Raw genomic sequence first — 22,756 nt, forward strand, 5'->3', positions numbered from 1 at the left:
AACACAACCCCCGGCCCCCGGCCGCCGGCGCTCACGGTGTCTAGCCCCCCCCCTTACGCCCCCCGCTCCCGGCTTACCACCCCCTCGCGGGGGCGCCCGGCCCCCCGGGGCCGGCCGGCCACCGGCTTTCCCGCCCTGGTTCCGCCGGCCCTCGAAGGGGGCCGGTCTTCGGGCTCCGGCGGGTCAGACCTCTTCCACGGGGGTCTCGGCGGCGAACTCACCGGGCAGGCGGACGTCGTCGACGCCGACGTTGACCTCCACGACTCGCATGCCCAGCATCCGGCTCACCGTGCGGGCCACGTTGTTCTTGACCTCGTTGGCCACGTCCATCACCACGTGGCCGTACTCCGCCACGATCGAAACGTCGACCGCGACCGTGCGGTCCTGGACGTGGGCGCTCACGCCCCGGCGGCCGTGTCGCGGACCGCTGGCGGCGCGCTCGCGGACCAGCCCCAGTGCGTCCACCGGGTCCTCGCCGAGGTCGGCGACACCGGTGACCTCCAGCGTCGCGAGGGCGGCGACCTTCTCGACCACCTCGTCCGCCACCTTGATACGGCCCTTCACCACGGCGGAGGCCACCGGCTCCGCCACGGTGGTGACGGCGGGGGCCACAGGGGCCACAGGGGGCGTGGGGGCGGGCAGGGTCGCCGAGAGGTTCAGCGGGAACGGGCGGGGTGCTACGGCCGTCTCAGCGGGAGAGTCGGTCTCCTCGGTGATTTCCTCGACGGAGACGTCGGTCATGGGGTGCTCCTCGGCTGTTGGTGGTCACGCTCGCTGGGATTCTGCCGGAAATTAGGCTGCTTTGTCCGCATATACAGGGGGGCACCGGCTGGATGCGCCTGAAACAGGTGGGCCTATGCTGCAATGCATGCAGGAGAGCGAGCCGATCGAGCAGGCGGGGGCTGGGGTCCCCGACAACTTCCAGCGACTGTGGACTCCCCATCGGATGGCCTACATCAAGGGAGCGAACAAGCCGACCGGCTCTGGCCCGGGCGACGGCTGCCCGTTCTGCGAGATCCCGGAGATGAGCGACGAGGACGGCTTGATCGTCGCCAGGGGTGCCTCGGTCTTCGCGGTGCTCAACCTCTATCCGTACAACTCCGGTCACCTGATGGTCTGCCCCTACCGGCACGTCGCGGACTACGCCGACCTCGACGCCACGGAGACCGCCGAGCTCGCCGACTTCACCAAGCGGGCGCTGGTCGCCCTGCGCAAGGCCAGCGGCGCGCAGGGCTTCAACGTGGGCATGAACCTCGGCGGGGTCGCGGGTGCGGGTATCGCCGCCCACCTGCACCAGCACGTGGTGCCCCGCTGGGGCGGCGACACCAACTTCATGCCGGTCGTCGGTCACACCAAGGTGCTGCCTCAGCTGTTGCGCGACACCAGGGAGTTGCTCGCGGGCTCCTGGCCCGCCTCCTCGTAGGATGCCGCGCCGTCGCCGAGGGCCTTGACGCCGACCGAGAGCGCCAGCGGCACGGCGAGGGCGAGGGCCATGGACAGCACCGCGGCGCCGGAGTCGTTGACCAGGGTGCCGACGACCCCGCTGACCAGGGTGCCGATCAGGCCCGCGCGCAGCGCGGGGGAATGCTCGAACGCGGCGGGGAGCACTCCCGCGCTCGCCGTGTCCGGCCGCAGCAGCGCGTAGACCAGGAAGGCGAACGCGACGATCACGATCGGCATCAGGTTCGGGTTGAGCAGCGTGCCCAGCATCGCGCCGAGCTTGCGGCCGATCACCTCGGTGGCCTCGCCGGTGAAGAGCTGGCCGACGAAGCGGCCCAGATGTGTCTGGGAGCCTGGCGGGCGCAGGTAGTCGAGGTAGGCGATGGTCATCACGATGGCGCCGCCCGCCGCGCAGAACGCGCCCAGCTTGACGATCGAGACCCGCCTGCCCGCGATCAGCAGCGCGGTCACCGCGATGCCGGGCACGAAGGCGATCACGCCGCCGAAGTCGCTGCCGACTCCGGGCCAGCCGCCCATAATCATCGCGATGCTTCCCAGCGCGGCCACGACGCCGACCGCCGCGCCCTTGCGGCCCCGGCTCGCCAGACGGTGGGCGATCGCGGTCACCACCAGCAGCACCGACGTGGCGAACAGCGCGAACGGGATGTTGCCCAGGCCCGAGTAGCGGGCGCCGACCACGGCGGTGTAGCCCATGACGCTGTTGAACTGCATGGGCGTCCCGGTCAGCAGGTCGCAGGCGATGACCGCCGCGGTGACCCCCGTCACGAACACCAGAGGCCCGAGCGGGGCACGCCGCCACGGTCCCGTCAGCGCGACCGCGGCCAGCAGGAGCGTGATCCCGGCGATCCCGCCGACCAGGGCGAGCAGGGGCGCCCCGCTGTGGTGCCAGGGGAAGAGGTTGACCAGGTAGGTCGAGACCGGCAGGCAGGCCAGCGCGACCGCCGCGACCCTGATCCCGCCGAGTCCGCGCCTGCGGCGCATCAGCAGGAAGGCGGTCACGTAGAACAGCACCTGCAGCACGGCGACCGTCGTGAAGAAGAACCCGCCTATGTCCCTGATCGTCTGACCGGCCACGTCGTCGTTGACCAGCTCGGCCCGCGCCCTCTCAACGCCGCCGGTACGGCTGTCGGCCACCCGCCAGGGCACCCCGATCACCGCGGGCGGGATGGCGACGCCCAAGGCGTCGAGCATCGTGGCGGTGACGTCCGGCAAGATCGTGACGTCCTCGCGATGGGTCGAGGCCGCTCCCAAGAACCGGCCTGAGACGTCTCCGGCGCGCAGCATGGCCACCCGCAGGTGGGGGGCGCCCCCGTGGTCTCCCAGGCCCGCCAGCAGCACGGAGGCGTCCTGTGGGAGGGCACGCAGCACCGCCCCCGCCTTGGCGTCCGCCAGCCGCAGCGCGGCCGTCCGCTGCGCGGGGGAGAGGCTGTCCTCGGCCTCGGGCAGCCGCCCGCCGGTCACGTAGGGCCGGATCAGGTCGTCGACGTCCACCGCAGCCACCCGGCACGCGCTCAGCGCGCCCGCGGGCAGCCGATCGGGTGACGCGGCGTAGCGGTCGACCTTTCCCGACCGGTCGGCCAGGGCGAGCGCCGCCCCCGGTCCGACCGCGAGCGTGCACTGTCCGGCGGCATGCACGGCCTCGCCGAGCGCTCCCGCGTTCCGCTGCCGCGCGACTCGGTACAGGTAGTCATAGTGCGGGATGACGGCACCCTCGGCTTCGGGAAGGGGCTCCGGCGGGAGCCCGCAGCCGTAGCCGATCGCGGACCTGACTCCGGCGGAGACCGTGAGCCATCCGTCGTACGGGCACGTCACGCGGCCGACCGTGCGGACCGACAGCGATCCCGTCGCGCTCTGACCGGCCAGCCCCCACAGGTTCGGGGTGTTCTCGGGGCTCAGGTCGCTCCACAGCAGGCCGGGAACCCCGATCAACACCACCCGTCCGTCCGCCTGCACCGTCGCCTGTGCCGTGGCCCGCATGGGCTGCACTGTGGCCTGCACTGTGGCCTGCACTGTGGTCCGCGCCGTCGCCTGTGCCGCGGCGTGCGCGGCCCCCGGCCACAGCACACCCAAGACCAGTGCAAACGCGACAAGCGTTCGCCTCACCAGAGACCTCCCCAGACCTCGCTCAAAGCCGGCACCGTACGGGAACGTAGGGGAACATCGTGCTCCCGGTCTACCGGATGCGGAGATCGGAGGAGACGGCCAGGTCAGGGCAGGACGGTCTTGGCGGGTTCGCTCTCGTTGTCCAGCCGGTCGAGCGCGGTGACGAGATAGGTGCCGGCGCCGGTCGCGGTGAAGGTCTGGCGCTCGCCGTCGACGGCGGGCACGACGGCGACCAGGTTGCGGGCGTCCGCGGTCGCGCACTTGTCGGCCTCGCCGGAGGCGATCCGGTAGACGGCGTACGACCGGGCACCCGCCGAGGACTTCCAGCCGATCGTGCCGTCCTGGACCTTCAAGTCCGCCGGTACGGCGGGCGCCCCGCCGTCGAGGCCCTTGATCAGGGGCAGCAGCGCGGGGCGGCTGTAGTACTTCTCGACGATCCGGTCCAGCGCGCCCAGCGGGTTGGTGAGAAGTTGCTTGGCGTCGAAGTAGACGTCACCGCGGACCTCCTCGTACTTGCGGTTCTGCGCCAGGTGCGAGGCCAGCTCGCCGGGCTTGGTCCAGGCGGGGGTGTCCGTCGCCCCGACCCGGTAGAGGCCCTGGCCGATGTACAGGTCAACGCCGGTGCCCTTGACCTCGTTGGCCCACCACGGCATCAGCACGTCGTAGTCCGCGGCCTTGAACCCGCGTGGCCAGTAGAGCTGCGGTACGACGTAGTCGACCGTGCCCTTCTTGATCCAATGCCGGGCGTCGGCGTAGATGGAGTCGTAGGCGGACATGCCGCCGGTGGCCGAGCCCGTCGGGTCCTCGGACTTGTTGCGCCAGATCCCGAAGGGGCTGACGCCGAACTTGATGTACGGCTTCACCCCGTGCACCGCCGCGTCGACCTGCGCGATCAGCTCGTTGACGTTGGCGCGCCGCCAGTCGGCCCGCTTCTGGCCCTTGCCGTACTTCCTGAAGGCGGCGTCGTCGGCGAACTTCGTGCCCGCTCCCGGGTACGGGTAGAAGTAGTCGTCGAAGTGGACGCCGTCCACGTCGTAGCGTTGCACCACGTCCTTGACGACCGCGGTGACGTGGTCCCGAACCTCCGGCAGGCCCGGATTGTAGTAGATCTTGCCCTCGTGCTTGACGATCCAGCCGGGGTGCCTGCGGGCCGGGTGGCCTGCGGGCAGGCCTTCGGGGCCGCCCTCGAAGGCGGCGCGGTAGGGGTTGAACCAGGCATGGAACTCGAGGCCGCGACGGTGGGCCTCGGTGATCAGGAACGGCAGTGGATCCCAGCCGGGGTCCTTGCCCGCCGTACCGGTCAGATACTCCGACCAGGGCTCGAGAGACGACTTGTAGAAGGCGTCGGAGGCCGGGCGGACCTGGAAGAACACCGCGTTGAAGCGGCGTTTGACCGCGTTGTCGAGAAGCTTTACGTACTCCGCCTGCTGCCGGGCGATCGGCAGGCCGGTCCGCGAGGGCCAGTCGATGTTCTTCACCGTCGCGATCCAGACCCCGCGCATTTCCCGCTTGGGGTACTTCGCGTCGGTCGGGCACGACGCCGTCACGGAGTCCGCCGCGAGCGTGCCGGACGCCTGCTTGGCGGCCACGGGCTTGGCCGACGTGGCGGGCTTGACGACCTTGACGTGCTTGGCCGGCTTCGCGGGAGGGGCGTCCGGGCCGAAGGTGTAGGCCGCCCCGGTGGTGACGACGGCGAGGGCGGCTGCGGCGAGCAAAGGGCGTCCGGTTCGCATGGTTCATCAGTCTGACATCGGGACCGAGGTGCTTTGGTCGGAAAAAAAGAAATCGTTCTGTGATGTTACTGTTACGTGGGTAATTCTTTGGGAGGCGTGATCCGGGCGAGGTCACGCCTCCCTGTCCGGGGTCAGCCCGCGACCTTGTCCGCCAGGTGGGCGGGGAGCGGTTCGTACCGCAGGAAGACGCGGTGGAACGTCCCCGTGCCGTGCGACATGGAGCGCAGGTCGATCGCGTAGCGGGTGATCTCCAGCTCGGGCACCTCCGCGCGTACCAGGGTCCGCCCGACGCCGACCGGCTCGGTGCCGAGGACGCGGCCCCTGCGGGAGGAGAGGTCGGACATCACCGAGCCGACGTGGTCGTCCGGGACCAGCACCGACACCTCGTCCACCGGTTCGAGCAGCAGCGTCGGAACCTTGGAGGCCGCCTCCTTCAGTGCGAGCGCGCCGGCGATCTGGAAGGCCATGTCCGAGGAGTCCACGGAGTGGGCCTTGCCGTCGTACAGCGTCACCCGCACGTCCACCATGGGATACCCGGCCACGACGCCGCGCTGCATCTGGGTGCGCACCCCCTTCTCGACAGAGGGGATGAACTGGCGCGGCACAACGCCGCCGACGATCTTGTCGACGAACTCGAAACCCCCGCCGGAAGGCAGGGGCTCGACCTCCAGGTGGCAGATGGCGAACTGGCCGTGCCCGCCGGTCTGCTTGACGTTGCGGCCCAGGGCCTGGCAGCTTCCGCCGAAGGTCTCCCTCAGCGGCACCCGCAGCTCGATCTTCTCGACCTCGACGCCGTGCCGCTTGCTCAGGCGGTCGAGCAGGACGTCGGCATGGGCCTCACCCATGCACCACAGCACGAGCTGCCTGGTCTCCGAGTTGTTCTCGAGCCTGAGCGTCGGGTCCTCGGCGACCAGGCGCTGCAGCGCCTGCCCGAGCTTGTCGTCGTCCGCCTTCGACTTCGCCTGGATCGCCACGGGTAGCAGCGGGTCCGGCATGGTCCAGGCGGTCATCAGCAGCGGCTGCTCCTTGTCGGAGAGGGTGTCCCCGGTCTCCGCCCGGGACAGCTTGGCCACCGCGACGATGTCACCGGCGACGCACCTGGCGGTCGTGCGCTGGAGCTTGCCCAGGGGCGAGGAGAGCGCGCCGATGCGCTCGTCCACATCGTGGTCCTCGTGACCGCGATCGGCCAGCCCGTGCCCCGAGACGTGCACCGTCATGTCGGGGCGCAGCGTCCCGGAGAACACCCTGACCAGGCTGATGCGGCCCACGTACGGGTCGCTGGTGGTCTTGACGACCTCGGCCACGAGCGGGCCGTCCGGGTCGCAGGCGATGTCGGGGACCGGCTTGCCGTCGATCGTGGTGATCTCGGGCAGCGGGTGCTCGAGGGGCGAGGGGAACCCCTGGGTGATGAGCTCGAGGACCTCGAGCGCTCCCACGCCGCCCCCGGTGGCGAGAACCGGGTAGAAGCCGCCGCGCGCGACCGCCTTCTCGAGGTCGCCGATGAGGGTCTCCGTGCCGATCTCCTCACCCGAGAGGTAACGGTCCATCAAGGACTCGTCCTCGCTCTCCTGGATGATCCCCTCGATCAGGGGAGCGCGGTAGACCTCGATCTGGTCCTGATAGGAGGGGCCGGGGGCGTTCTCCGTGCGCGTGCCGGTCGCGTAGTTGTAGAACTTCTGGGTCAGCAGCCCGATGAGGCCGTTCATCCTGCCGTTGGTCACCACCGGCAGGTACAGCGGTGCCACGCCTTCGCCGAAGTCGGCCTGGCAGGTGGCCAGGACCTCCTCGAAATCGGCCCGCTGGTGGTCGAGTTTCGTGATCACCACGGCGCGCGGCATCCCGACGGACGCGCACTCCTCCCAGAGCATCCGGGTCAGGCCGTCGACGCCCTCGGACGCCGAGACGACGAAGAGCGCGGCGTCCGCCGCGCGCAGCCCGGCCCGCAGGTCGCCGACGAAGTCGGCGTAGCCGGGCGTGTCCAACAGGTTGATCTTGATGTCGTTGTGGACCAGCGGGGCCACGGTCAGGTTCACCGAACGCTGCTGGCGCACCTCGACCTCGTCGAAGTCGCTGACCGTGCTGCCGTCCTCGACCCGGCCGGTCCGCTGGATGGTCCGCGTCGCGGCCAGGAGTGTCTCCACGAGGGTCGTCTTGCCCGCGCCGGAATGGCCGACCAGCACGACATTGCGAATCATGTCCGGCCGGTCGGCCGCGGGTGCCCTACCCGCGGCTCCCGTTGTCCCGCCGGTTGCCTTCTCTGCCACGTCGCCTCCCGCGTCGTTGCCGAAGGAGCGCGGCCGACTGCGGCCACACCCCGGGGTCCGCCGCCGCGTCCGTACACCGCAAGGACGCGGTGTGTTCACCAAATACCCATGTGGCGGATATCACAAGAGGGCTGGGCCAATCCGATCGCGGAGCGTTGGATACGCGCTCACAGGCTGTGTGGCCTACGATCGGAGCGCGATGCTGAAACTTCTGCGCCCCGCCGTAACCCGAATCCTGACTCCCCTGGGCAGGGCGCTCGCCCGCCGGGGGATCAGCCCCAACGTGGTCACCGCGGTCGGCACGCTCGGCACCGTAGTCGCAGCTCTCTTCTTCTATCCCCGTGGACAGTTGTTCCCCGGCACCGTCGTGATCACTATTTTCGTGTTGGCCGATCTTCTCGACGGGGTCATGGCCAGGATGGCGGGCCAGGGAAGCCTCTGGGGGGCCTTCCTCGACTCGACCCTCGACCGGGTCGGCGACGCGGGCATCTTCTCGGGGCTGGTGATCTGGTTCATGGTCGACGGGCAGCAGGTGCTGGCTGGTGTCGCGCTGTTCTGCCTCGTCGCCGGGGCGCTCGTGTCCTACATCAAGGCCAGGGCAGAAGGCATCGGCCTGAAGTGTGACGTCGGCCTCGTCGAGCGGCCAGAGCGGCTGGTCGTCGGCCTGGTCTCCACCGGTCTCGGCGGTCTCGGTGTGCCGTACGTACTGCCGGTCGGGCTCTGGCTGCTCGCCGTCGCGAGCGCGGTCACGGTCGTGCAGCGTCTCCTCCACGTCCGCCGCCAGGCCGTCTCCGCGGCGTCCCGCACCCCCCGCTGATCGGAAAAGCGATGACAGACAAGCCGTCTTCCCAGGATCGTCTCGTCGCCGCGGGATTCAGCGCGGGCTGGGCGATCGTGCCCCGCCTCCCCGAGCGCTTCACGGCCTGGGCCTTCCGGGTGGCCGCCGACCGTCTCTGGAAGCGCCGCGGAGGATCGGTGCTCCGCCTCGAGGCCAACCTCGCCCGGGTCAAGGGCACCTCGAAGGACGACCCGGCGGTCCGGGCGCTGAGCCGTGAGGGCATGCGCTCCTACTTCCGTTACTTCCACGAGGTCTTCCGGCTGCCCTCCATGCCGACCGATGAGATCGTCTCCCGCATGCACGTCACCGGTGACCAGCCGATCTATGACAACCTTGCCAAGGGGCGCGGCGTGATCCTCGCGCTGCCGCACATGGGCAACTGGGACCAGGCGGGCGCCTGGTTCACCGCGACGGGGCACCCGTTCACCACCGTCGCCGAGCGGCTCAAGCCCGAGTCGTTGTTTCACCGTTACACCGCCTTCCGCGAGGGGCTCGGCATGGAGGTGCTGCCGCTCACCGGTGGGGACGGTCACACCTTCGGCACCCTGTCGCAGCGGCTGAGGGCGGGCGGCACGGTCGCCCTGCCCGCGGAGCGAGACCTCACCGCGAAGGGGATCGAGGTCCAGTTCTTCGGGGCGGCCACCCGCATGCCCGCGGGCCCCGCGCTGCTGGCCGTGCACACAGGGGCGGCGCTGATCCCGGCGATCCCCTGCTTCAGGGGGGCCGACTGGGGCCTGCAGTTCCACGAGGAGATCACGGTCCCCGCCGAGGGCACCCGCAAGGAGAAGGTCGCGGCCGTCGCTCAGGACCTGGCCACCGTCTTCGAGAAGGGCATCGCCGAGCACCCCGAGGACTGGCACATGCTCCAGCGGCTTTGGCTCGAGGACCTGGAGCCACGCGGATGAGGGTCACTGGGCGCCGCGAGCGGGGCGGGCGGAGCGGACGAAACGGCGACGCGCGCCCTCGGCGGGGCGTGCGAGGAGTGATGAGAGAGCAGTGAGGATCGGCATCGTCTGCCCGTACACCTGGGACGTGCCCGGCGGCGTCCAGGCGCACATCCGCGACCTCGCCGAGGCCCTCATCGAGGAGGGACACCAGGTCTCGGTCATCGCCCCCGCTTCGGAGAACGCCCCGCTGCCCGCCTACGTGACCTCGGTCGGCAGAGCGGTCCCCGTGCCCTTCAACGGCTCGGTCGCCAGGCTGTCCTTCGGCTTCCTGTCGGCCAACCGGGTGCGGCGCTGGGTCCGCGAGGGCCGTTTCGACGTGTTGCACGTGCACGAGCCCGTCGTCCCCTCCGTCGGCCTGCTTGCCTGCTGGGTGGCCAAGGGCCCGATCGTGGCCACCTTCCACACCTCCCACGAGCGTTACCGTTCCCTGTCGGTCACGACGCCCGTGCTCATGAGCGCGCTGGAGAAGATCAGCGGCCGGATCGCCGTCTCCGACGCCGCGAGGAAGACCTTGGTCGAGTTCATCGGCGGCGACGCCGTGCTCATCCCCAACGGGGTCGCGGTCGGCCGCTACGCCGGCGCCGAGCCGCTGCCCGGCTGGGACGAGGGTGAGGTGATCGGCTTCCTCGGCCGGATGGACGAGCCGCGCAAGGGGCTGCCTGTGCTGCTCGAGGCCTTCTCCAAGCTGGCCCCTGAGCGTCCCGGGCTGCGCCTGCTCATCGCCGGGCCCGGGGATGCGCAGGAGGCGCTGGAGAGGGTTCCTGCCCGCTTCCGCGACCGGGTCAGCCTGCTCGGCATGGTCAGCGAGGAGGACAAGGTGCGCGCCTACCACTCGGTCGACGTGTTCTGCGCGCCGAACCTGGGCGGAGAAAGCTTCGGCATCGTGCTCACCGAGGCGATGTCGGCGGGCGCCGCGATCCTGGCCAGTGACATTCCGGCCTTCCGAAAGGTGCTCGACGACGGCCAGGCGGGGGCGCTGTTCGAGACGGGCGACGCCGGGGCGCTGGCTCGCGAGGCCGCCGCGCTGCTCGACGATCCGCAGCGCCGGGCCAAGCTGTCCGACGAGGCGCGCCAGGCCGTGTGGAAGTACGACTGGTCGACAGTCGCCCGCGACGTCCTGCGGGTTTACGAGACCGTCGCCAGCACCGCGGGGGTCGAGGAGGACGACAACCGATGACCACGACACTGATCCTGGTCGTGGGCGCGCTCGTGCTGCTCACCGCCGTCTACATCTCCTGGCGGGCCGGCCGCCTCGACCGGCTGCACATCCGGCTCGAACTGGCCCGCGAGTCGCTGGACGCCGCACTGGTACGGCGGACCGCCGTGGCCCTCGAACTGGCGGCCTCCAGGCTCCTCGACCCGGCGACGAGCCTGGTGCTGGCCACCGCGGCGCATGAGGCCCGCACCGCGGGCCCTGAGGAGCGCGAGCACGCGGAGAGCGACCTGTCGCGCGCGCTACGGGCGGTCGTGGACCAGGAGCGCTTCCGCGACCGTCTCGCGGACACCCCGCCGGGAAGCGCGCTGCTCGAGGAGCTTGGCGCCGCGGTGGCCAAGGTGCTCTACTCGCGTCGCTTCTACAACAACGCGGTCGGCGTGACACGCACCGCCCAGCGCCGCTGGCTGGCCAGGACGCTCAGACTGGCCGGGCACACGGAGTATCCCGGCTTCTTCGAGATCGACGATGCCCCGCCGCAGGCCCTCGGCATCGAATAAGGCATACAAGAACCCGGATATCCGGCAAGTCGGGCACAGGTAAGCTCTTGGGCGTTTCGTGGCCGATTTGAGGAGATGAACCGTGCGGGTGTCCCGGATGATCGCCGTCGCGCTGGCGGGAGCTGCCGTTCTCGCCCCAGTCGCGGCCTGCTCCTCGAACGAGCCCGCTCCCGGGAAGAACCCCCAGGCCGCGCCCTCTCCCTCGGAGACGCCGACCCCGGAGCCCCCGGCGACCCACCCCTTCACCGGCCTGCCCGGCGCCGCGCGCAGGCCCGTGCTCGCCGCCAAGATCGAGAACACCTCGGCGGGCAAGCCCCAGCTCGGGCTCAAGAGCGCGGACATCGTCTACGTCGAGCAGGTGGAGGCGGGGCTGACGCGCCTGATGGCCATCTTCTCCTCCAAGCTCCCGGCCAAGATCGGTCCGGTCCGCAGCGCGCGGATCTCCGACCTGCACATCCTGCCGCAGTTCGGCAAACCCGCCCTGGCCTACTCGGGCGTGCAGACCAAGATGATCCCGAAGGTCCAAGAGGCGTCGCTCGTCGACGTCTCCGACAGCAAGGCCCCGGGCGCCTACTTCCGCCAGCCGGGCCGCTACGCGCCCTACAACCTGTTCGCGAACACCAAGCAACTGCTGGCCAAGGCCCCGGGCACGAGTAAGGCCAAGGACATCGGCTTCACCTTCGGTGACGCCCCCCAGGGAGGCACGCCCAAGAAGTCGTTCAGCGTCAAGTACCCGTCGGCGCGCTTCACCTTCGCCTGGTCGGAGACCGAGGGCAAGTGGCTCGTCTGGCAGGACGGCAAGAAGGACATGGCGGCCGAGGGCGGCCAGCTCGGCGCGCCCACGATCGTCGTGCAGTACGTCAAGACCGACCGCTCCGAGTTCCACGACCTGAACCAGAGCTACACGCCCCTGGTGCACAGCATCGGCAAGGGCAGGGCGGTCGTGCTCCGTGACGGCCAGGCCTTCAAGGCCGCCTGGTCGCGAAAGACGGACAAGGACGGCACGGTTTTCACCACGGAGGCGGGGGAACCGATGAACTTCGCCCCGGGCCAGGTCTGGGTCGTCCTCGCGGCTCCGAAGCCTGTCATTCCCTGAGCGGCCGTACGGTCCTTATCATCATGTCCAAGAAGATCACTTAAGAGCGACAAGATGGTGTGTAAAGGGACATGCCGCTCAGCGCCTACGATAGAGAACGCCGGAAACCGCCCGGGAGGGCGATCCGTGATCCGCAATCCAGCCGTCGTGAGGTAGAGACCGTGTCCAGCAGCACGCCCGAAGTCACCGAGACCGCCGTCACCGGAACCGCCCGGGTGAAGCGCGGCATGGCAGAGATGCTCAAGGGCGGCGTCATCATGGACGTCGTCAACGCGGAGCAGGCCAAGATCGCCGAGGACGCCGGCGCCGTCGCCGTCATGGCCCTCGAGCGGGTTCCCGCCGACATCCGGGCTCAGGGCGGCGTCTCGCGGATGAGCGACCCCGACATGATCGACGGCATCATCTCCGCCGTCTCCATCCCCGTGATGGCCAAGGCCCGCATCGGCCACTTCGTCGAGGCGCAGGTGCTCCAGTCGCTCGGTGTCGACTACATCGACGAGTCGGAGGTGCTGACTCCGGCCGACTTCGCCAACCACATCGACAAGTGGCGGTTCACGGTGCCCTTCGTCTGCGGCGCGACCAACCTGGGCGAGGCGCTGCGCCGTATCACCGAGGGCGCGGCGATGATCCGCTCGAAGGGTGAGGCGGGAACCGGCGACGTCTCCAACGCCACCACGCACATGCGCAAGATCCGGGGTGAGCTCAAGCGGCTCTCCTCGCTGCCCGAGGACGAGCTGTACGTCGCGGCCAAGGAACTGCAGGCGCCGTACGAGCTGGTCGCCGAGGTCGCGAAGACCGGCAAGCTCCCCGTCGTGCTCTTCACCGCGGGTGGCATCGCCACCCCCGCCGACGCCGCGATGATGATGCAGCTCGGCGCCGAGGGCGTGTTCGTCGGCTCCGGCATCTTCAAGTCGGGCAACCCGGCCCAGCGCGCCGCGGCGATCGTCAAGGCCACCACCTTCTTCGACGACCCGGACGTCATCGCCAAGGTCTCCCGCGGCCTGGGCGAGGCCATGGTCGGCATCAACGTCGACGACATCCCGGCTCCGCACCGCCTGGCGGAGCGCGGCTGGTAGGAAATTCCGCAAAAGGCGGCATCCCTGAGGGATGCCGCCTTTTTCATGACCGGAGATGTTCACTCAAGGGTCATGATTCTCCGCAAGGCTGACGGACGTTCAGGTCTGTTCCCCCCCGGAGGCCCCCATGTCCCGGCTCAGCCGACGTTCCTTCCTCGTCACCGGCATCGCGGCGGGTGCGGTTGCGGGTATCCCTGCCGTGGCAGACGCCGATTCGGAACCCGCCCAGGAGAGCGCGGCGGCCCTGGCCTCACGCGGGCTGCACGCCGACCCCTTCACGCTTGGCGTCGCCTCAGGCGACCCCGACTCCGACGGTTTCGTGATCTGGACGCGCCTGGCGCCCCAGCCGCTGGCGGAGGACGGCTTCGGCGGTATGCCGGACCTCCCCTTCACGGTCCACTGGCAGGTCTACGGCGATGAGACGGGACGCCGCGCGCTCAGGCGGGGCGTCGCGGTCACGACCAGGGAATGGGGCCACTCGGTCCACGTCGAGCTGGACGGGCTCGCCTCTGACAGGGAGTACTGGTACCGCTTCAAGGTGGGGCCGTATGTCTCGCCGATGGGCAGGGCCAGGACCGCCCCGCACCCACTGTCCTACGGCTCGGGCCTGGCGATGGCCTTCGTCTCGTGCGCCCAGTACGAGCACGGCTACTTCACCGCCTACCGGCGCCTGGCCGAGGAGCACCCCGACCTGATCCTGCACCTGGGCGACTACCAGTACGAGTACAAGCGGGACACCTACACCATCCCCGGCGGCAACGTCCGCGACCACGAGGGCCCGGAGACCGAGACCCTGGCGAACTACCGCCAGCGGCATGCGCAGTACAAAGCCGACCCCGACCTGCAGGCGGCGCACGCCGCCGCGCCCTGGCTGGTCGTCTGGGACGACCACGAGCTGGACAACAACTGGGCCGATGAGGTGCCGGAGAACCCCGAGATCCCGCAGCCCAACTTCCTGGCCCGGCGCGAGGCGGCCTTCCGGGCCTATTACGAGAACATGCCGCTGCGGCGCATGTCCATCCCCAGGGGCATCGACATGCAGCTCTACCGGCGGATCCGGTGGGGCAGGCTGGCCACCTTCCACATGCTTGACACCCGGCAGTACCGCAGCGACCAGGGCTGCGGCGACGGTTACCGCGACTGCCCCGCCGCGATCGACCCGGCGCGCTCGATCACCGGGGAGGCGCAGGAGCGCTGGCTGCTCAACGGCTTCCACCACTCGCGGGCGCAGTGGGACATCATCGGCCAGCAGGTCTTCTTCGCCCAGCGCGACAACAACGCCGGGCCTGCCAAGGTCACCAGCCAGGACGCGTGGGACGGTTACGTCGCCTCACGGCAGCGAATCACCCAGGGGTGGGTTGACGCGGGCGTGCGCAACCCGGTCGTGCTCACCGGCGACGTGCACGCCCACTGGGCCGGCGACCTCAAGCTCGACTACGACGACCCGACCACGCGCACGGTCGGCTCCGAGCTGGTCGCCACCTCCATCACCACCGGCGGCGACGGCAGGGACTCCGACCCGCAGACCCAGCCGTTCCTCAAGATCAACCCGCACTTGAAGTTCTACAACAACCAGCGCGGCTACGTGCTCACGCGGATCGAGCCCGAGCTGCTCACCGCCGACTTCAAGGTTCTTCCGCAGGTGCAGCAGGGGGGTGCCGAGGCGCACGTCAAGGCCACCTTCGTGGTTGAGGACGGCGTGCCGGGCGTCCAGCAGGCCTACCTGCGGCCGCTCGACCCGTCGGCGCGCAGGACGCCCGGGCTGCCCGAGGCGGATCTCGTCCAGGAGGTCGTCGACCTGGAGACCAAGCGTCCCTGAGGCCGCCCGGAGCCGCAAAGGGGCGGCGCCTCGCGGGGCGCCGCCCTCTTTTCGGAATAATAGTTAGCCAGGCTAAGTTAGACTGGCTAACTATGACGACGGACGAACTTGCGGAAAGTCTCTCCAAAGAACTGCGCCACCTGGTGCTGCTGCTGCGCCGCGCGGTCGCGGGCCAGCCGCTCACCAGCCAGCAGTACGCCGTGCTGGGCTCTCTGGAGGGCGGCCCCCGCAGGATGACCGAGCTCGCCGAGGAGCACGGCGTCCAGCTGCCCACCATGACCGTGCAGATCAACCGGCTCGAGGAACCGGGCCTGGTGGCGCGCGGTGCCGACCCGGCGGACGCCAGAGTCCGCACCGTCGAGCTCACCGACGAGGGCCGCGCCCGCCTGGTGGCCGTACGGCGATCCCGCGTCGCCTACCTGAGCGGGCAGCTCGACACGCTCACCCAGGGCGAGCGCGAGGCCATCTCCGTCGCCCTGCCCGCGCTGGCCAAACTGGGCCGCTCCTGACACCCGCCCCTCCCGGGGTCCGTCCCCTCCCTTCTCCCAAGGAGTCACTCCATGTCCTCACAGAGCGGCGGTGGAATCCTGCGCCAGCCGATGTCCGTCTGGGCCACCGCGTTCGCCGCGGTCGTCGCCTTCATGGGCATCGGCCTGGTCGACCCGATCCTGCCTTCAATCGCCAAGGGCCTGAACGCCGGGCCCAGCCAGGTCTCCCTGCTGTTCACCAGCTACTTCCTGGTCACCGCCGTGGCCATGCTCCTCACCGGCTGGGTCTCAAGCAGGATCGGCGGCAGGCGCACTCTGCTGCTCGGCCTGGCCCTGGTGGTCGTCTTCGCCGCTCTGGCCGGAACCTCGGGCAGCGTCGGCGAGCTCATCGGCTTTCGCGCCGGATGGGGGCTGGGTAACGCCTTGTTCGTCGCCACCGCCCTTGCGGTGATCGTCGGCGCGGCCAGCGGTGGCGCCGAGGCGGCCATCGTCCTGTACGAGGCGGCCCTCGGCCTGGGCATCTCCATGGGTCCGCTGGTCGGAGCCGCCCTCGGTGACTGGAACTGGCGCGCTCCCTTCTTCGGCACCGCCACCCTCATGGCCATCGGGTTCGTCCTCATCGCGACCCTGCTGAAGGCCACCCCCAAGCCCACCGCGCGGACGCGTCTCGCCGACCCGCTCCGCGCTCTGGCCCACGGCGGCCTGTCGACCACGGCGTTCACCGCGTTCTTCTACAACTTCGCCTTCTTCACCATCCTGGCCTTCACCCCGTTCATTCTCGGCATGTCGCCCTACGGCATCGGTGCGGTCTTCTTCGGCTGGGGTGCCTGCGTCGCCCTCGCCTCGGTCTTCGGCGCCCCCGCCCTGCAACGCAGGATCGGCTCGGTCAAGGTGCTCCACCTCTCCCTGGGCGTGCTGGCCCTCCTCCAGGTGGGCATCGCGCTGTCCGGCCACACGGGGATCGTCGTCTTCGTCGTCCTGTCCGGCATCCCGATCGGCCTGAACAACACGGTGTTCACCGAGGCGGCCATGGAGGTCTCCGACGCGCCGAGGCCCGTCGCCTCGGCCGGATACAACTTCGTCCGCTGGATGGGCGGCGCGCTCGCGCCCTACGTCGTGACCAAACTGGGGGAGGAGATCGGTCCCGCGGTGCCGTACTGCCTGGGCGCGGCCTGCTGCCTGGCGGGCATGGCCGTCCTGTACGGCAGGCGCCACCACATGAGGAGCCTGGAGCGGGTCGACGTCGGCCACACTCTCCAGGACGCCTCCGTCGCGGCCTGACCGGACGCGAAGGGGCCGGTGAAGAAGATCCGGTTTGGGGCGACGTGTGGAGTGGCCATACGCTGAAGGGGCATTCCGAGCCCCTTGAGAGGACCACTGTGAGCATCGCCCCGACCATCGGTGTGTTCGCCCTGCAAGGAGACGTGCGTGAGCACGCGCGTGCCCTGGAGGCGGTTGGCGCGAAGGCGGTGGCCGTACGGCGCCCCGGCGAGTTGGAGGCGGTCGACGGCCTGGTCGTCCCGGGCGGGGAGTCGACCACGATGTGGAAGCTCGCCGAGACGTTCGAGCTCCTCGAACCGCTCCGGTTGAGGATCAAGAGCGGCATGCCCGCCTACGGCTCGTGCGCCGGCATGATCATGCTGGCCGACCGGATCGAGGGCGGTGTCGAGGGTCAGCAGACCATCGGCGGCATCGACATGGTGGTCCGCCGCAACGCGTTCGGCCGTCAGGTCGACTCCTTCGAGGCCGACATCGACTTCGCCGGCCGAGGCGCGCTGCGCGCGGTCTTCATCCGCGCCCCGTGGGTGGAATCTGTCGGTTCCGATGTCGAAGTGCTGGCTCGGGCCGAAGCTGAGGATAGGATCGTCGCGGTCCGCCAAGGACCGCTGCTCGCCACGTCCTTCCACCCGGAACTTACCGGGGATGTCGGTGTGCATTCATATTTTGTTGACATGGTGAGGGAGCTCTAGCCGATGTCCGGCCACTCCAAATGGGCGACGACGAAGCACAAGAAGGCCGCGCTTGACTCCAAGCGGGGCAAGCTGTTCGCCAAGCTCATCAAGAACATCGAGGTCGCGGCCAGGACCGGCGGCCCCGACCCGGACGGCAACCCGACGCTCTACGACGCCATCACCAAGGCGCGCAAGAGCTCGGTCCCGATCGACAACATCGAGCGCGCTCGCAAGCGCGGCGGTGGCCTCGAGGCGGGCGGCGCCGACTGGCAGACCATCATGTACGAGGGGTATGCCCCCGGCGGGGTCGCGGTGCTGATCGAGTGCCTCACCGACAACCGCAACCGTGCCGCCTCCGAGGTCAGGGTCGCCCTGACCCGCAACGGCGGCTCCCTGGCCGACCCCGGCTCGGTGTCCTACATGTTCAACCGCAAGGGCGTCGTGCTGGTGCCCAAGGGTGAGCTGTCCGAGGACGACGTGCTGACCGCGGTCCTCGACGCCGGGGCCGAGGAGGTCAACGACCTCGGCGACCAGTTCGAGGTCGTCTCCGAGGCCACCGACCTCGTCCCGGTCCGCAAGGCCCTGCAGGACGCGGGGATCGACTACGACTCCGCGGAGTCCAGCTTCCTGCCGACGCTGAACGTCCCGCTCGACGAGGACGGCGCGCGCAAGGTCTTCAGGCTGATCGACGCCCTCGAGGACAGCGACGACGTTCAGAACGTCTGGGCCAATTTCGACGTCTCCGACGAGGTCCTGGAGAAGCTCGACGCCTGAGCGGTCCAAGAGAACCGGATTGCGGGCGCCCGTCTCCCCGAGACGGGCGCCCGCTCGTCCGGGCCGCGGAACCGATTCGCCTTTCCCCGCGCCCGCTGCCTAGGTTGGGTGACTGTGGAGCTACGTGATTTGACGGTCGACGATCTCGACGCGGTGACGGACAATCGCAGGCGCGCCTTCGGGCCGGTCTCGGACGCCGAGCAGGAGGACTGGGTCAGGCTGGTGACCCCGATGCTCGGTGAGGGGAGATACCTCGGCGCCTTCGACGGCCCTCGCCTGGTCGCGACGAGCCGGATCAACGACTTCACCCAGTGGTGGCACGGCAGGCAGATGTCCATGGGCGGCATCGCCTCGGTCACCGTCGCCCCCGAGGACAGGGGCAGGGGCGTCGGCAGGACGATCATGCAGGCCGCCCTCGATCGCTGCGCCCACCTGGGACACCCGATCTCGGCCCTCTATCCGGCGACCACACGCATCTACCGTTCGCTGGGCTGGGAACACGCGGGCGCCATGCACCGGGCCGTGCTGCCGACCGAGGCCCTGCGGGCCATCAGGCAGACCGAGCCGGTCGAGATCCGGAGAATGGGCCCCGGCGACGCCACCGAGGCGGTCTCGGTCCTCCGCGGCGTCCACGCCGCCACCCGCGCCTGCGGCCCCGTCTGCTGGGGCGTCGCCGCCTGGGAGTCGCGTCTCGCGGCCAAAGACGACTTCATGTACCTGGCGAAGGACGGCTTCGTCATCTATCGCTGGCACGGCCCAAACCTCGAGGTCTCCACTCTCGTCGCGGCCTCGGAGGCGACCGCGAGGGCGCTGTGGTCCCTGGTTGGCTCCTCCGCCTCGATCGCCAAGTCGGTCCACGCGGTTGTTGCCCCGGATGACCCCGTCTTCTGGCTGATCGGCGACCGTCCGAAGGACGAGGTCGGCCAGACCCGCTGGATGTTCCGCGTTGTCGACCTCGCCTCCGCGGTCTCCCGGCGGGGTTTCCCCGGCGGAGTCACCCTCGAGACCGTGATCCAGGTGGACGACCCCCAGCGGCCCGCGAACTCCGGTCCCTGGCATCTGTCCATCTCCGGCGGGTCCGCAACGGCCCAGCCCGCGGGGACCCTGCCGACGGCCCTGCCCGTCTTCACGGCCGGAGCCTTCTCCGCCCTGTTCGCCGGGGTCCCGACCGCGACCCTCCGCCGCACGGGAATGCTCACCGGCTCCGCGGACGGCGACGCCGCGCTCGACGCCGCCTTCCAGGCCAGGCCCCACATGCTCGACTACTTCTGACGGGCCGCACCGGGTAACCGTGCGTCGCGTCCGCGCAAGCGGTAGAGTCTGGCACCGAACAGATGTTCGGCGATCGGAGGCGTGTCGGTGCGGTTGCCCGAGCTGCGGGTGATGGGGGTCGACCCGGGACTGACCCGGTGCGGGCTCGGCGCGGTCGAGGGACGGCCGGGAGCGCCGTTGACCCTGGTCAAGGTCGGAGTCGTGCGCACCCCCGCCGACGAGGAGATCGGCGCCAGGCTCGTGGCGATCGAGGCGGGCATCGAGAGCTGGCTCGACGAGGTCAGGCCGGACGCGGTCGCCGTCGAGCGGGTCTTCGCCCAGCACAACCTCAGAACCGTGATGGGCACGGCACAGGCCTCCGCCGTGGCGATCCTGTGCGCCTCGCGCAGGGGGCTGCCGGTGGCGCTGCACACGCCGTCCGAGGTGAAGGCCGCGATCACCGGCAGTGGCACGGCCGACAAGCAGCAGGTGGGGACCATGGTGACCAGGCTGTTGCGCCTCGACGCGATGCCGAAGCCCGCCGATGCCGCGGACGCGCTCGCGCTCGCGATCTGCCACGTGTGGCGGGGCGGGGCGCAGAACCGGCTGGCGGAGGCGGTCGCCAGGGCCGCCACCGGGCCCGCGACGACCCCCGCCGCCTACTTCCGCGGCAGGGGCAGGGCCGGATACTCGAGAGGAACCACGAAGTGATCGCCTCGGTGCGGGGACGGGTGGCCGCGATCGCACCCGACGGAGCTGTGGTCGAGGTCGGCGGGATCGGCGTGCTGGTCCACTGCACGCCGGGCACGCTGGCGGCGCTGCGGGTCGGGGAGGAGGCCAGGCTCGCCACCTCCCTCGTGGTCCGCGAGGACTCGCTGACGCTGTTCGGCTTTGGCGGCGACGACGAGCGCGCGGTCTTCGAGATGCTGCAGACGGCGAACGGGGTGGGCCCCAAGGTCGCCCTCGCCATGCTCGCCGTGCACACGCCGAACGCGCTGCGGATCGCCGTCGCGAGCGCCGACGTCAAGGCGCTGACCCGGGTCCCCGGGGTCGGCCCGAAGGGCGCCCAGCGGATCATCGTCGACCTCAAGGACAAGCTCGGCACGCCGGAGGAGGCCGTCAACGCCGCGCTCGACGGCGGCGTGGCCGTGCCCCTCTGGCGCGACCAGGTGCACTCGGGACTGGTAGGCCTGGGTTACTCGGCCAGGGACGCCGACGAGGCGGTGGCCGCCGTCGCCCCCCAGGCCGACGCCGAGATCGCGCAGGGCCGCGCCCCGCAGGTGGCGGCGCTGCTCAAGGCCGCGCTGCGCGCGCTGAGCGTCCGATGACGGGGGACTCCGAGACAAGGGGACGGATCGCCCGCCCGCGGCCTTCCGCGGCCGTTCACCCGTGCGAGTCCGTGACAGGGACGCGGATCTGCGGGTCCGTGACGGGGACACGGATCCGGGAACGGCGTCGCGCGCCAGGCGGGAGTGGGACCACCAGGACGGGTGCCCGAGTGAGTGAAGGTGGACCGGCGTGAGCGCAGAGCGGGATCTGGTCTCGCCCGAGGCCGAGGGCGACGAGCGGCTGATCGAGGCGGCGCTGCGCCCCAAGCGCCTGGAGGAGTTCATCGGTCAGGCGCGGGTGCGCGAGCAGCTGTCACTGGTGCTGCACAGCGCGCTGCGGCGTAACCGCCCCCCCGACCATGTGCTGATGAGCGGTGCCCCCGGCCTGGGCAAGACAACCCTCTCCATGATCATCGCCACCGAGCTCTCCGTGCCGCTCAGGATCACCTCGGGACCCGCCCTCGAGCGGGCCGGCGACCTCGCGGCGATCCTGTCGACCCTCTCCGAGGGAGAGGTCCTCTTCATCGACGAGATCCACCGGATGGCCCGTCCCGCCGAGGAGATGCTCTACCTCGCGATGGAGGACTTCCGCGTCGACATCGTCGTCGGCAAGGGGCCGGGGGCGACCGCGATCCCGCTGGAGGTCGCGCCCTTCACCCTGGTCGGCGCGACCACCAGGGCCGGGTTGCTGCCCGCGCCGCTGCGCGACAGGTTCGGGTTCGTCGCGCACATGGACTTCTACGACGTCGCCGAGTTGGAGCAGGTGCTGCACCGCTCCGCGCGGCTGCTCGGCCTGCGGCTTCCCGGCGACGCCGCGCACGAGATCGCCGGACGTTCCCGAGGTACGCCCCGCATCGCCAACCGGCTGCTGCGCCGGGTGCGCGATTTCGCCGAGGTGCGGGCCGACGGGGTGATTACCAGGGACGTCGCCTCGGCGGCGCTGAACCTCTACGAGGTGGACGCGGAGGGGCTCGACCGTCTCGACCGCGCCGTCCTGGGCGCGCTGCTGCGCAAGTTCGGCGGTGGTCCTGTCGGCCTGTCCACGCTGGCGGTGGCGGTGGGGGAGGAGCCGGAGACGGTCGAGGTGGTCGCCGAGCCGTTCCTGGTACGGCAGGGGCTGCTGGCCCGCACGCCGAGAGGGCGTGTCGCGACCGCCGCAGCCTGGGTCCACCTGGGTCTGACGCCGCCCCCCGACGCGTTCGGTGCCTCGATGATGCCCGATCTTGGGGATGACTCGGCGTCTTCCTGACGTTGAGTTACGGTGAGGAACCGTGCGGGGTTGATCACGAATCGGTGACAACGGTATCGAAATGGGAACTTCCCCGCGCGCCAGATCGTGACTTCGTTGCCGCGCTCCTAACAGCTCGCCTAAACTCCGTGGCTTGGCTGGCTGTGTAGGCTGACGTGCTGAGCGGCGTGGCCTCATAGACGTACCGGCCCCGGCCGGTCATCCTTAACCGAAGGAGCGGCCCAATGGGCGGCAATTATTCCAGCCTTATCATGATCGCTCTGATGGTCGTGGTGTTCTACTTCCTGCTCATCAGGCCGCAGCGGAAGCGGCAGCAGGAACAAGCTCAGATGCAGAACTCCCTCGCCCCCGGGACCCGCATCATGACCACAACCGGGCTTTTCGCGACAGTGACCGCGATCGACGCCGACGACGTGATCCTTGAGATCGCCCCCGGTGTGGAGACCCGCTGGGTCAAGGCGGCGATTGGCCGCGTGCTGACCCCGGTTGACGACGCTGACGACGATGATGTCAAGAACGTCGACACGGTCGGGGACAATGCAGTGGAGGCCGTGGAGCCGCAAGGTGACGACCAGGACTCGACGACCAAGAAGTGATGAGTAGGCTCGCCAACAATCCCTATAGCCGAAAGAACTGACGACCAGTGGCCCGACCGACCAGCGGC

General features: G+C 70.0%; 21 protein-coding genes. 17 read left to right on the top strand and 4 right to left on the bottom strand.

What is annotated here, in order from left to right:
- Window positions 1-183: 183 nt before the first annotated feature.
- Entirely contained in the window at window positions 184-741 is a 558-nt protein-coding gene (locus AB0395_RS42675; protein WP_366292301.1) for an Asp23/Gls24 family envelope stress response protein, read from the bottom strand.
- A 127-nt stretch (window positions 742-868) separates the two neighbouring features.
- On the opposite strand from AB0395_RS42675, the gene AB0395_RS42680 reads away from it, so the two are divergent.
- A complete protein-coding gene (locus AB0395_RS42680) occupies window positions 869-1,423 on the top strand; it encodes an HIT domain-containing protein (RefSeq protein ID WP_366292304.1) in 555 nt (184 codons plus the stop codon).
- Here AB0395_RS42680 and AB0395_RS42685 read toward each other — a convergent pair.
- The 3 genes from AB0395_RS42685 to AB0395_RS42695 all read right to left on the bottom strand — a co-directional run bounded on the left by AB0395_RS42685 (window position 1,366) and on the right by AB0395_RS42695 (window position 7,561).
- On the bottom strand, window positions 1,366-3,564 hold the full coding sequence (locus AB0395_RS42685; RefSeq protein WP_366292307.1) for a hypothetical protein: 2,199 nt from the start codon (window positions 3,562-3,564) through the stop codon (window positions 1,366-1,368). The two genes, AB0395_RS42680 and AB0395_RS42685, sit on opposite strands and share 58 nt — an antisense overlap.
- 104 nt (window positions 3,565-3,668) lie before the next feature.
- Window positions 3,669-5,297, bottom strand: coding sequence for a family 10 glycosylhydrolase (locus tag AB0395_RS42690; protein WP_366292310.1), 1,629 nt, complete (start codon window positions 5,295-5,297; stop codon window positions 3,669-3,671).
- Window positions 5,298-5,428: 131 nt separating this feature from the next.
- The gene (locus tag AB0395_RS42695) at window positions 5,429-7,561 is read right to left on the bottom strand and encodes an elongation factor G-like protein EF-G2 (RefSeq protein ID WP_366292313.1); all 2,133 of its coding nucleotides are present in this window, start codon (window positions 7,559-7,561) and stop codon (window positions 5,429-5,431) included.
- A 199-nt stretch (window positions 7,562-7,760) separates the two neighbouring features.
- Between AB0395_RS42695 and pgsA the strand changes: the two genes are divergently transcribed.
- The 16 genes from pgsA (at window position 7,761) to yajC (ending at window position 22,688) form a co-directional block, all read left to right on the top strand.
- The gene (gene pgsA / locus AB0395_RS42700) at window positions 7,761-8,378 is read left to right on the top strand and encodes a phosphatidylinositol phosphate synthase (RefSeq protein WP_366292316.1); all 618 of its coding nucleotides are present in this window, start codon (window positions 7,761-7,763) and stop codon (window positions 8,376-8,378) included.
- 11 nt (window positions 8,379-8,389) lie between these two features.
- Window positions 8,390-9,304, top strand: coding sequence for a phosphatidylinositol mannoside acyltransferase (locus AB0395_RS42705; RefSeq protein WP_366292319.1), 915 nt, complete (start codon window positions 8,390-8,392; stop codon window positions 9,302-9,304).
- 91 nt (window positions 9,305-9,395) lie between these two features.
- Entirely contained in the window at window positions 9,396-10,523 is a 1,128-nt protein-coding gene (locus AB0395_RS42710; protein WP_366292322.1) for a glycosyltransferase family 4 protein, read from the top strand.
- Window positions 10,520-11,059, top strand: a complete 540-nt coding sequence (locus tag AB0395_RS42715) for a hypothetical protein (protein ID WP_366292325.1) — start codon at window positions 10,520-10,522, stop codon at window positions 11,057-11,059. Before AB0395_RS42710 ends, AB0395_RS42715 begins: the two co-directional genes overlap by 4 nt.
- Before the next feature lie 82 nt (window positions 11,060-11,141).
- Window positions 11,142-12,155 carry a DUF3048 domain-containing protein gene (locus AB0395_RS42720; protein ID WP_366292328.1) on the top strand — a complete coding sequence of 338 codons (1,014 nt, stop codon included), beginning with the start codon at window positions 11,142-11,144 and terminating at the stop codon, window positions 12,153-12,155.
- A 161-nt stretch (window positions 12,156-12,316) separates the two neighbouring features.
- On the top strand, window positions 12,317-13,231 hold the full coding sequence (gene pdxS, locus AB0395_RS42725) for a pyridoxal 5'-phosphate synthase lyase subunit PdxS (RefSeq protein ID WP_366292331.1): 915 nt from the start codon (window positions 12,317-12,319) through the stop codon (window positions 13,229-13,231).
- Between the two features lie 127 nt (window positions 13,232-13,358).
- Window positions 13,359-15,050 carry an alkaline phosphatase D family protein gene (locus AB0395_RS42730; protein ID WP_366292334.1) on the top strand — a complete coding sequence of 564 codons (1,692 nt, stop codon included), beginning with the start codon at window positions 13,359-13,361 and terminating at the stop codon, window positions 15,048-15,050.
- A gap of 92 nt (window positions 15,051-15,142) precedes the next feature.
- Complete coding sequence (locus AB0395_RS42735; RefSeq protein WP_366292337.1) at window positions 15,143-15,559, top strand: MarR family transcriptional regulator; 417 nt, start codon at window positions 15,143-15,145, stop codon at window positions 15,557-15,559.
- Between the two features lie 51 nt (window positions 15,560-15,610).
- On the top strand, window positions 15,611-16,819 hold the full coding sequence (locus AB0395_RS42740; RefSeq protein WP_366292340.1) for an MFS transporter: 1,209 nt from the start codon (window positions 15,611-15,613) through the stop codon (window positions 16,817-16,819).
- A 98-nt stretch (window positions 16,820-16,917) separates the two neighbouring features.
- Complete coding sequence (pdxT, locus tag AB0395_RS42745; RefSeq protein ID WP_366292343.1) at window positions 16,918-17,508, top strand: pyridoxal 5'-phosphate synthase glutaminase subunit PdxT; 591 nt, start codon at window positions 16,918-16,920, stop codon at window positions 17,506-17,508.
- Between the two features lie 3 nt (window positions 17,509-17,511).
- Window positions 17,512-18,264, top strand: a complete 753-nt coding sequence (locus AB0395_RS42750; RefSeq protein ID WP_366292346.1) for a YebC/PmpR family DNA-binding transcriptional regulator — start codon at window positions 17,512-17,514, stop codon at window positions 18,262-18,264.
- A 114-nt stretch (window positions 18,265-18,378) separates the two neighbouring features.
- Window positions 18,379-19,536 (top strand): GNAT family N-acetyltransferase, encoded by a 1,158-nt coding sequence (locus tag AB0395_RS42755; RefSeq protein ID WP_366292349.1) that lies wholly within the window; start codon window positions 18,379-18,381, stop codon window positions 19,534-19,536.
- Window positions 19,537-19,638: 102 nt separating this feature from the next.
- On the top strand, window positions 19,639-20,226 hold the full coding sequence (gene ruvC, locus AB0395_RS42760) for a crossover junction endodeoxyribonuclease RuvC (protein ID WP_366292370.1): 588 nt from the start codon (window positions 19,639-19,641) through the stop codon (window positions 20,224-20,226).
- A complete protein-coding gene (gene ruvA, locus AB0395_RS42765; RefSeq protein ID WP_366292352.1) occupies window positions 20,223-20,843 on the top strand; it encodes a Holliday junction branch migration protein RuvA in 621 nt (206 codons plus the stop codon). The genes ruvC and ruvA overlap by 4 nt, the downstream gene beginning before the upstream one ends.
- 190 nt (window positions 20,844-21,033) lie before the next feature.
- Window positions 21,034-22,092 (top strand): Holliday junction branch migration DNA helicase RuvB, encoded by a 1,059-nt coding sequence (gene ruvB / locus AB0395_RS42770; RefSeq protein ID WP_366292355.1) that lies wholly within the window; start codon window positions 21,034-21,036, stop codon window positions 22,090-22,092.
- A 251-nt stretch (window positions 22,093-22,343) separates the two neighbouring features.
- A complete protein-coding gene (gene yajC / locus AB0395_RS42775) occupies window positions 22,344-22,688 on the top strand; it encodes a preprotein translocase subunit YajC (protein WP_366292358.1) in 345 nt (114 codons plus the stop codon).
- The last annotated feature ends 68 nt before the right edge of the window (window positions 22,689-22,756 follow it).

The sequence above is a fragment of the Streptosporangium sp. NPDC051023 genome, assembly GCF_040689595.1.
In the GTDB taxonomy this organism is placed as follows: domain Bacteria; phylum Actinomycetota; class Actinomycetes; order Streptosporangiales; family Streptosporangiaceae; genus Streptosporangium.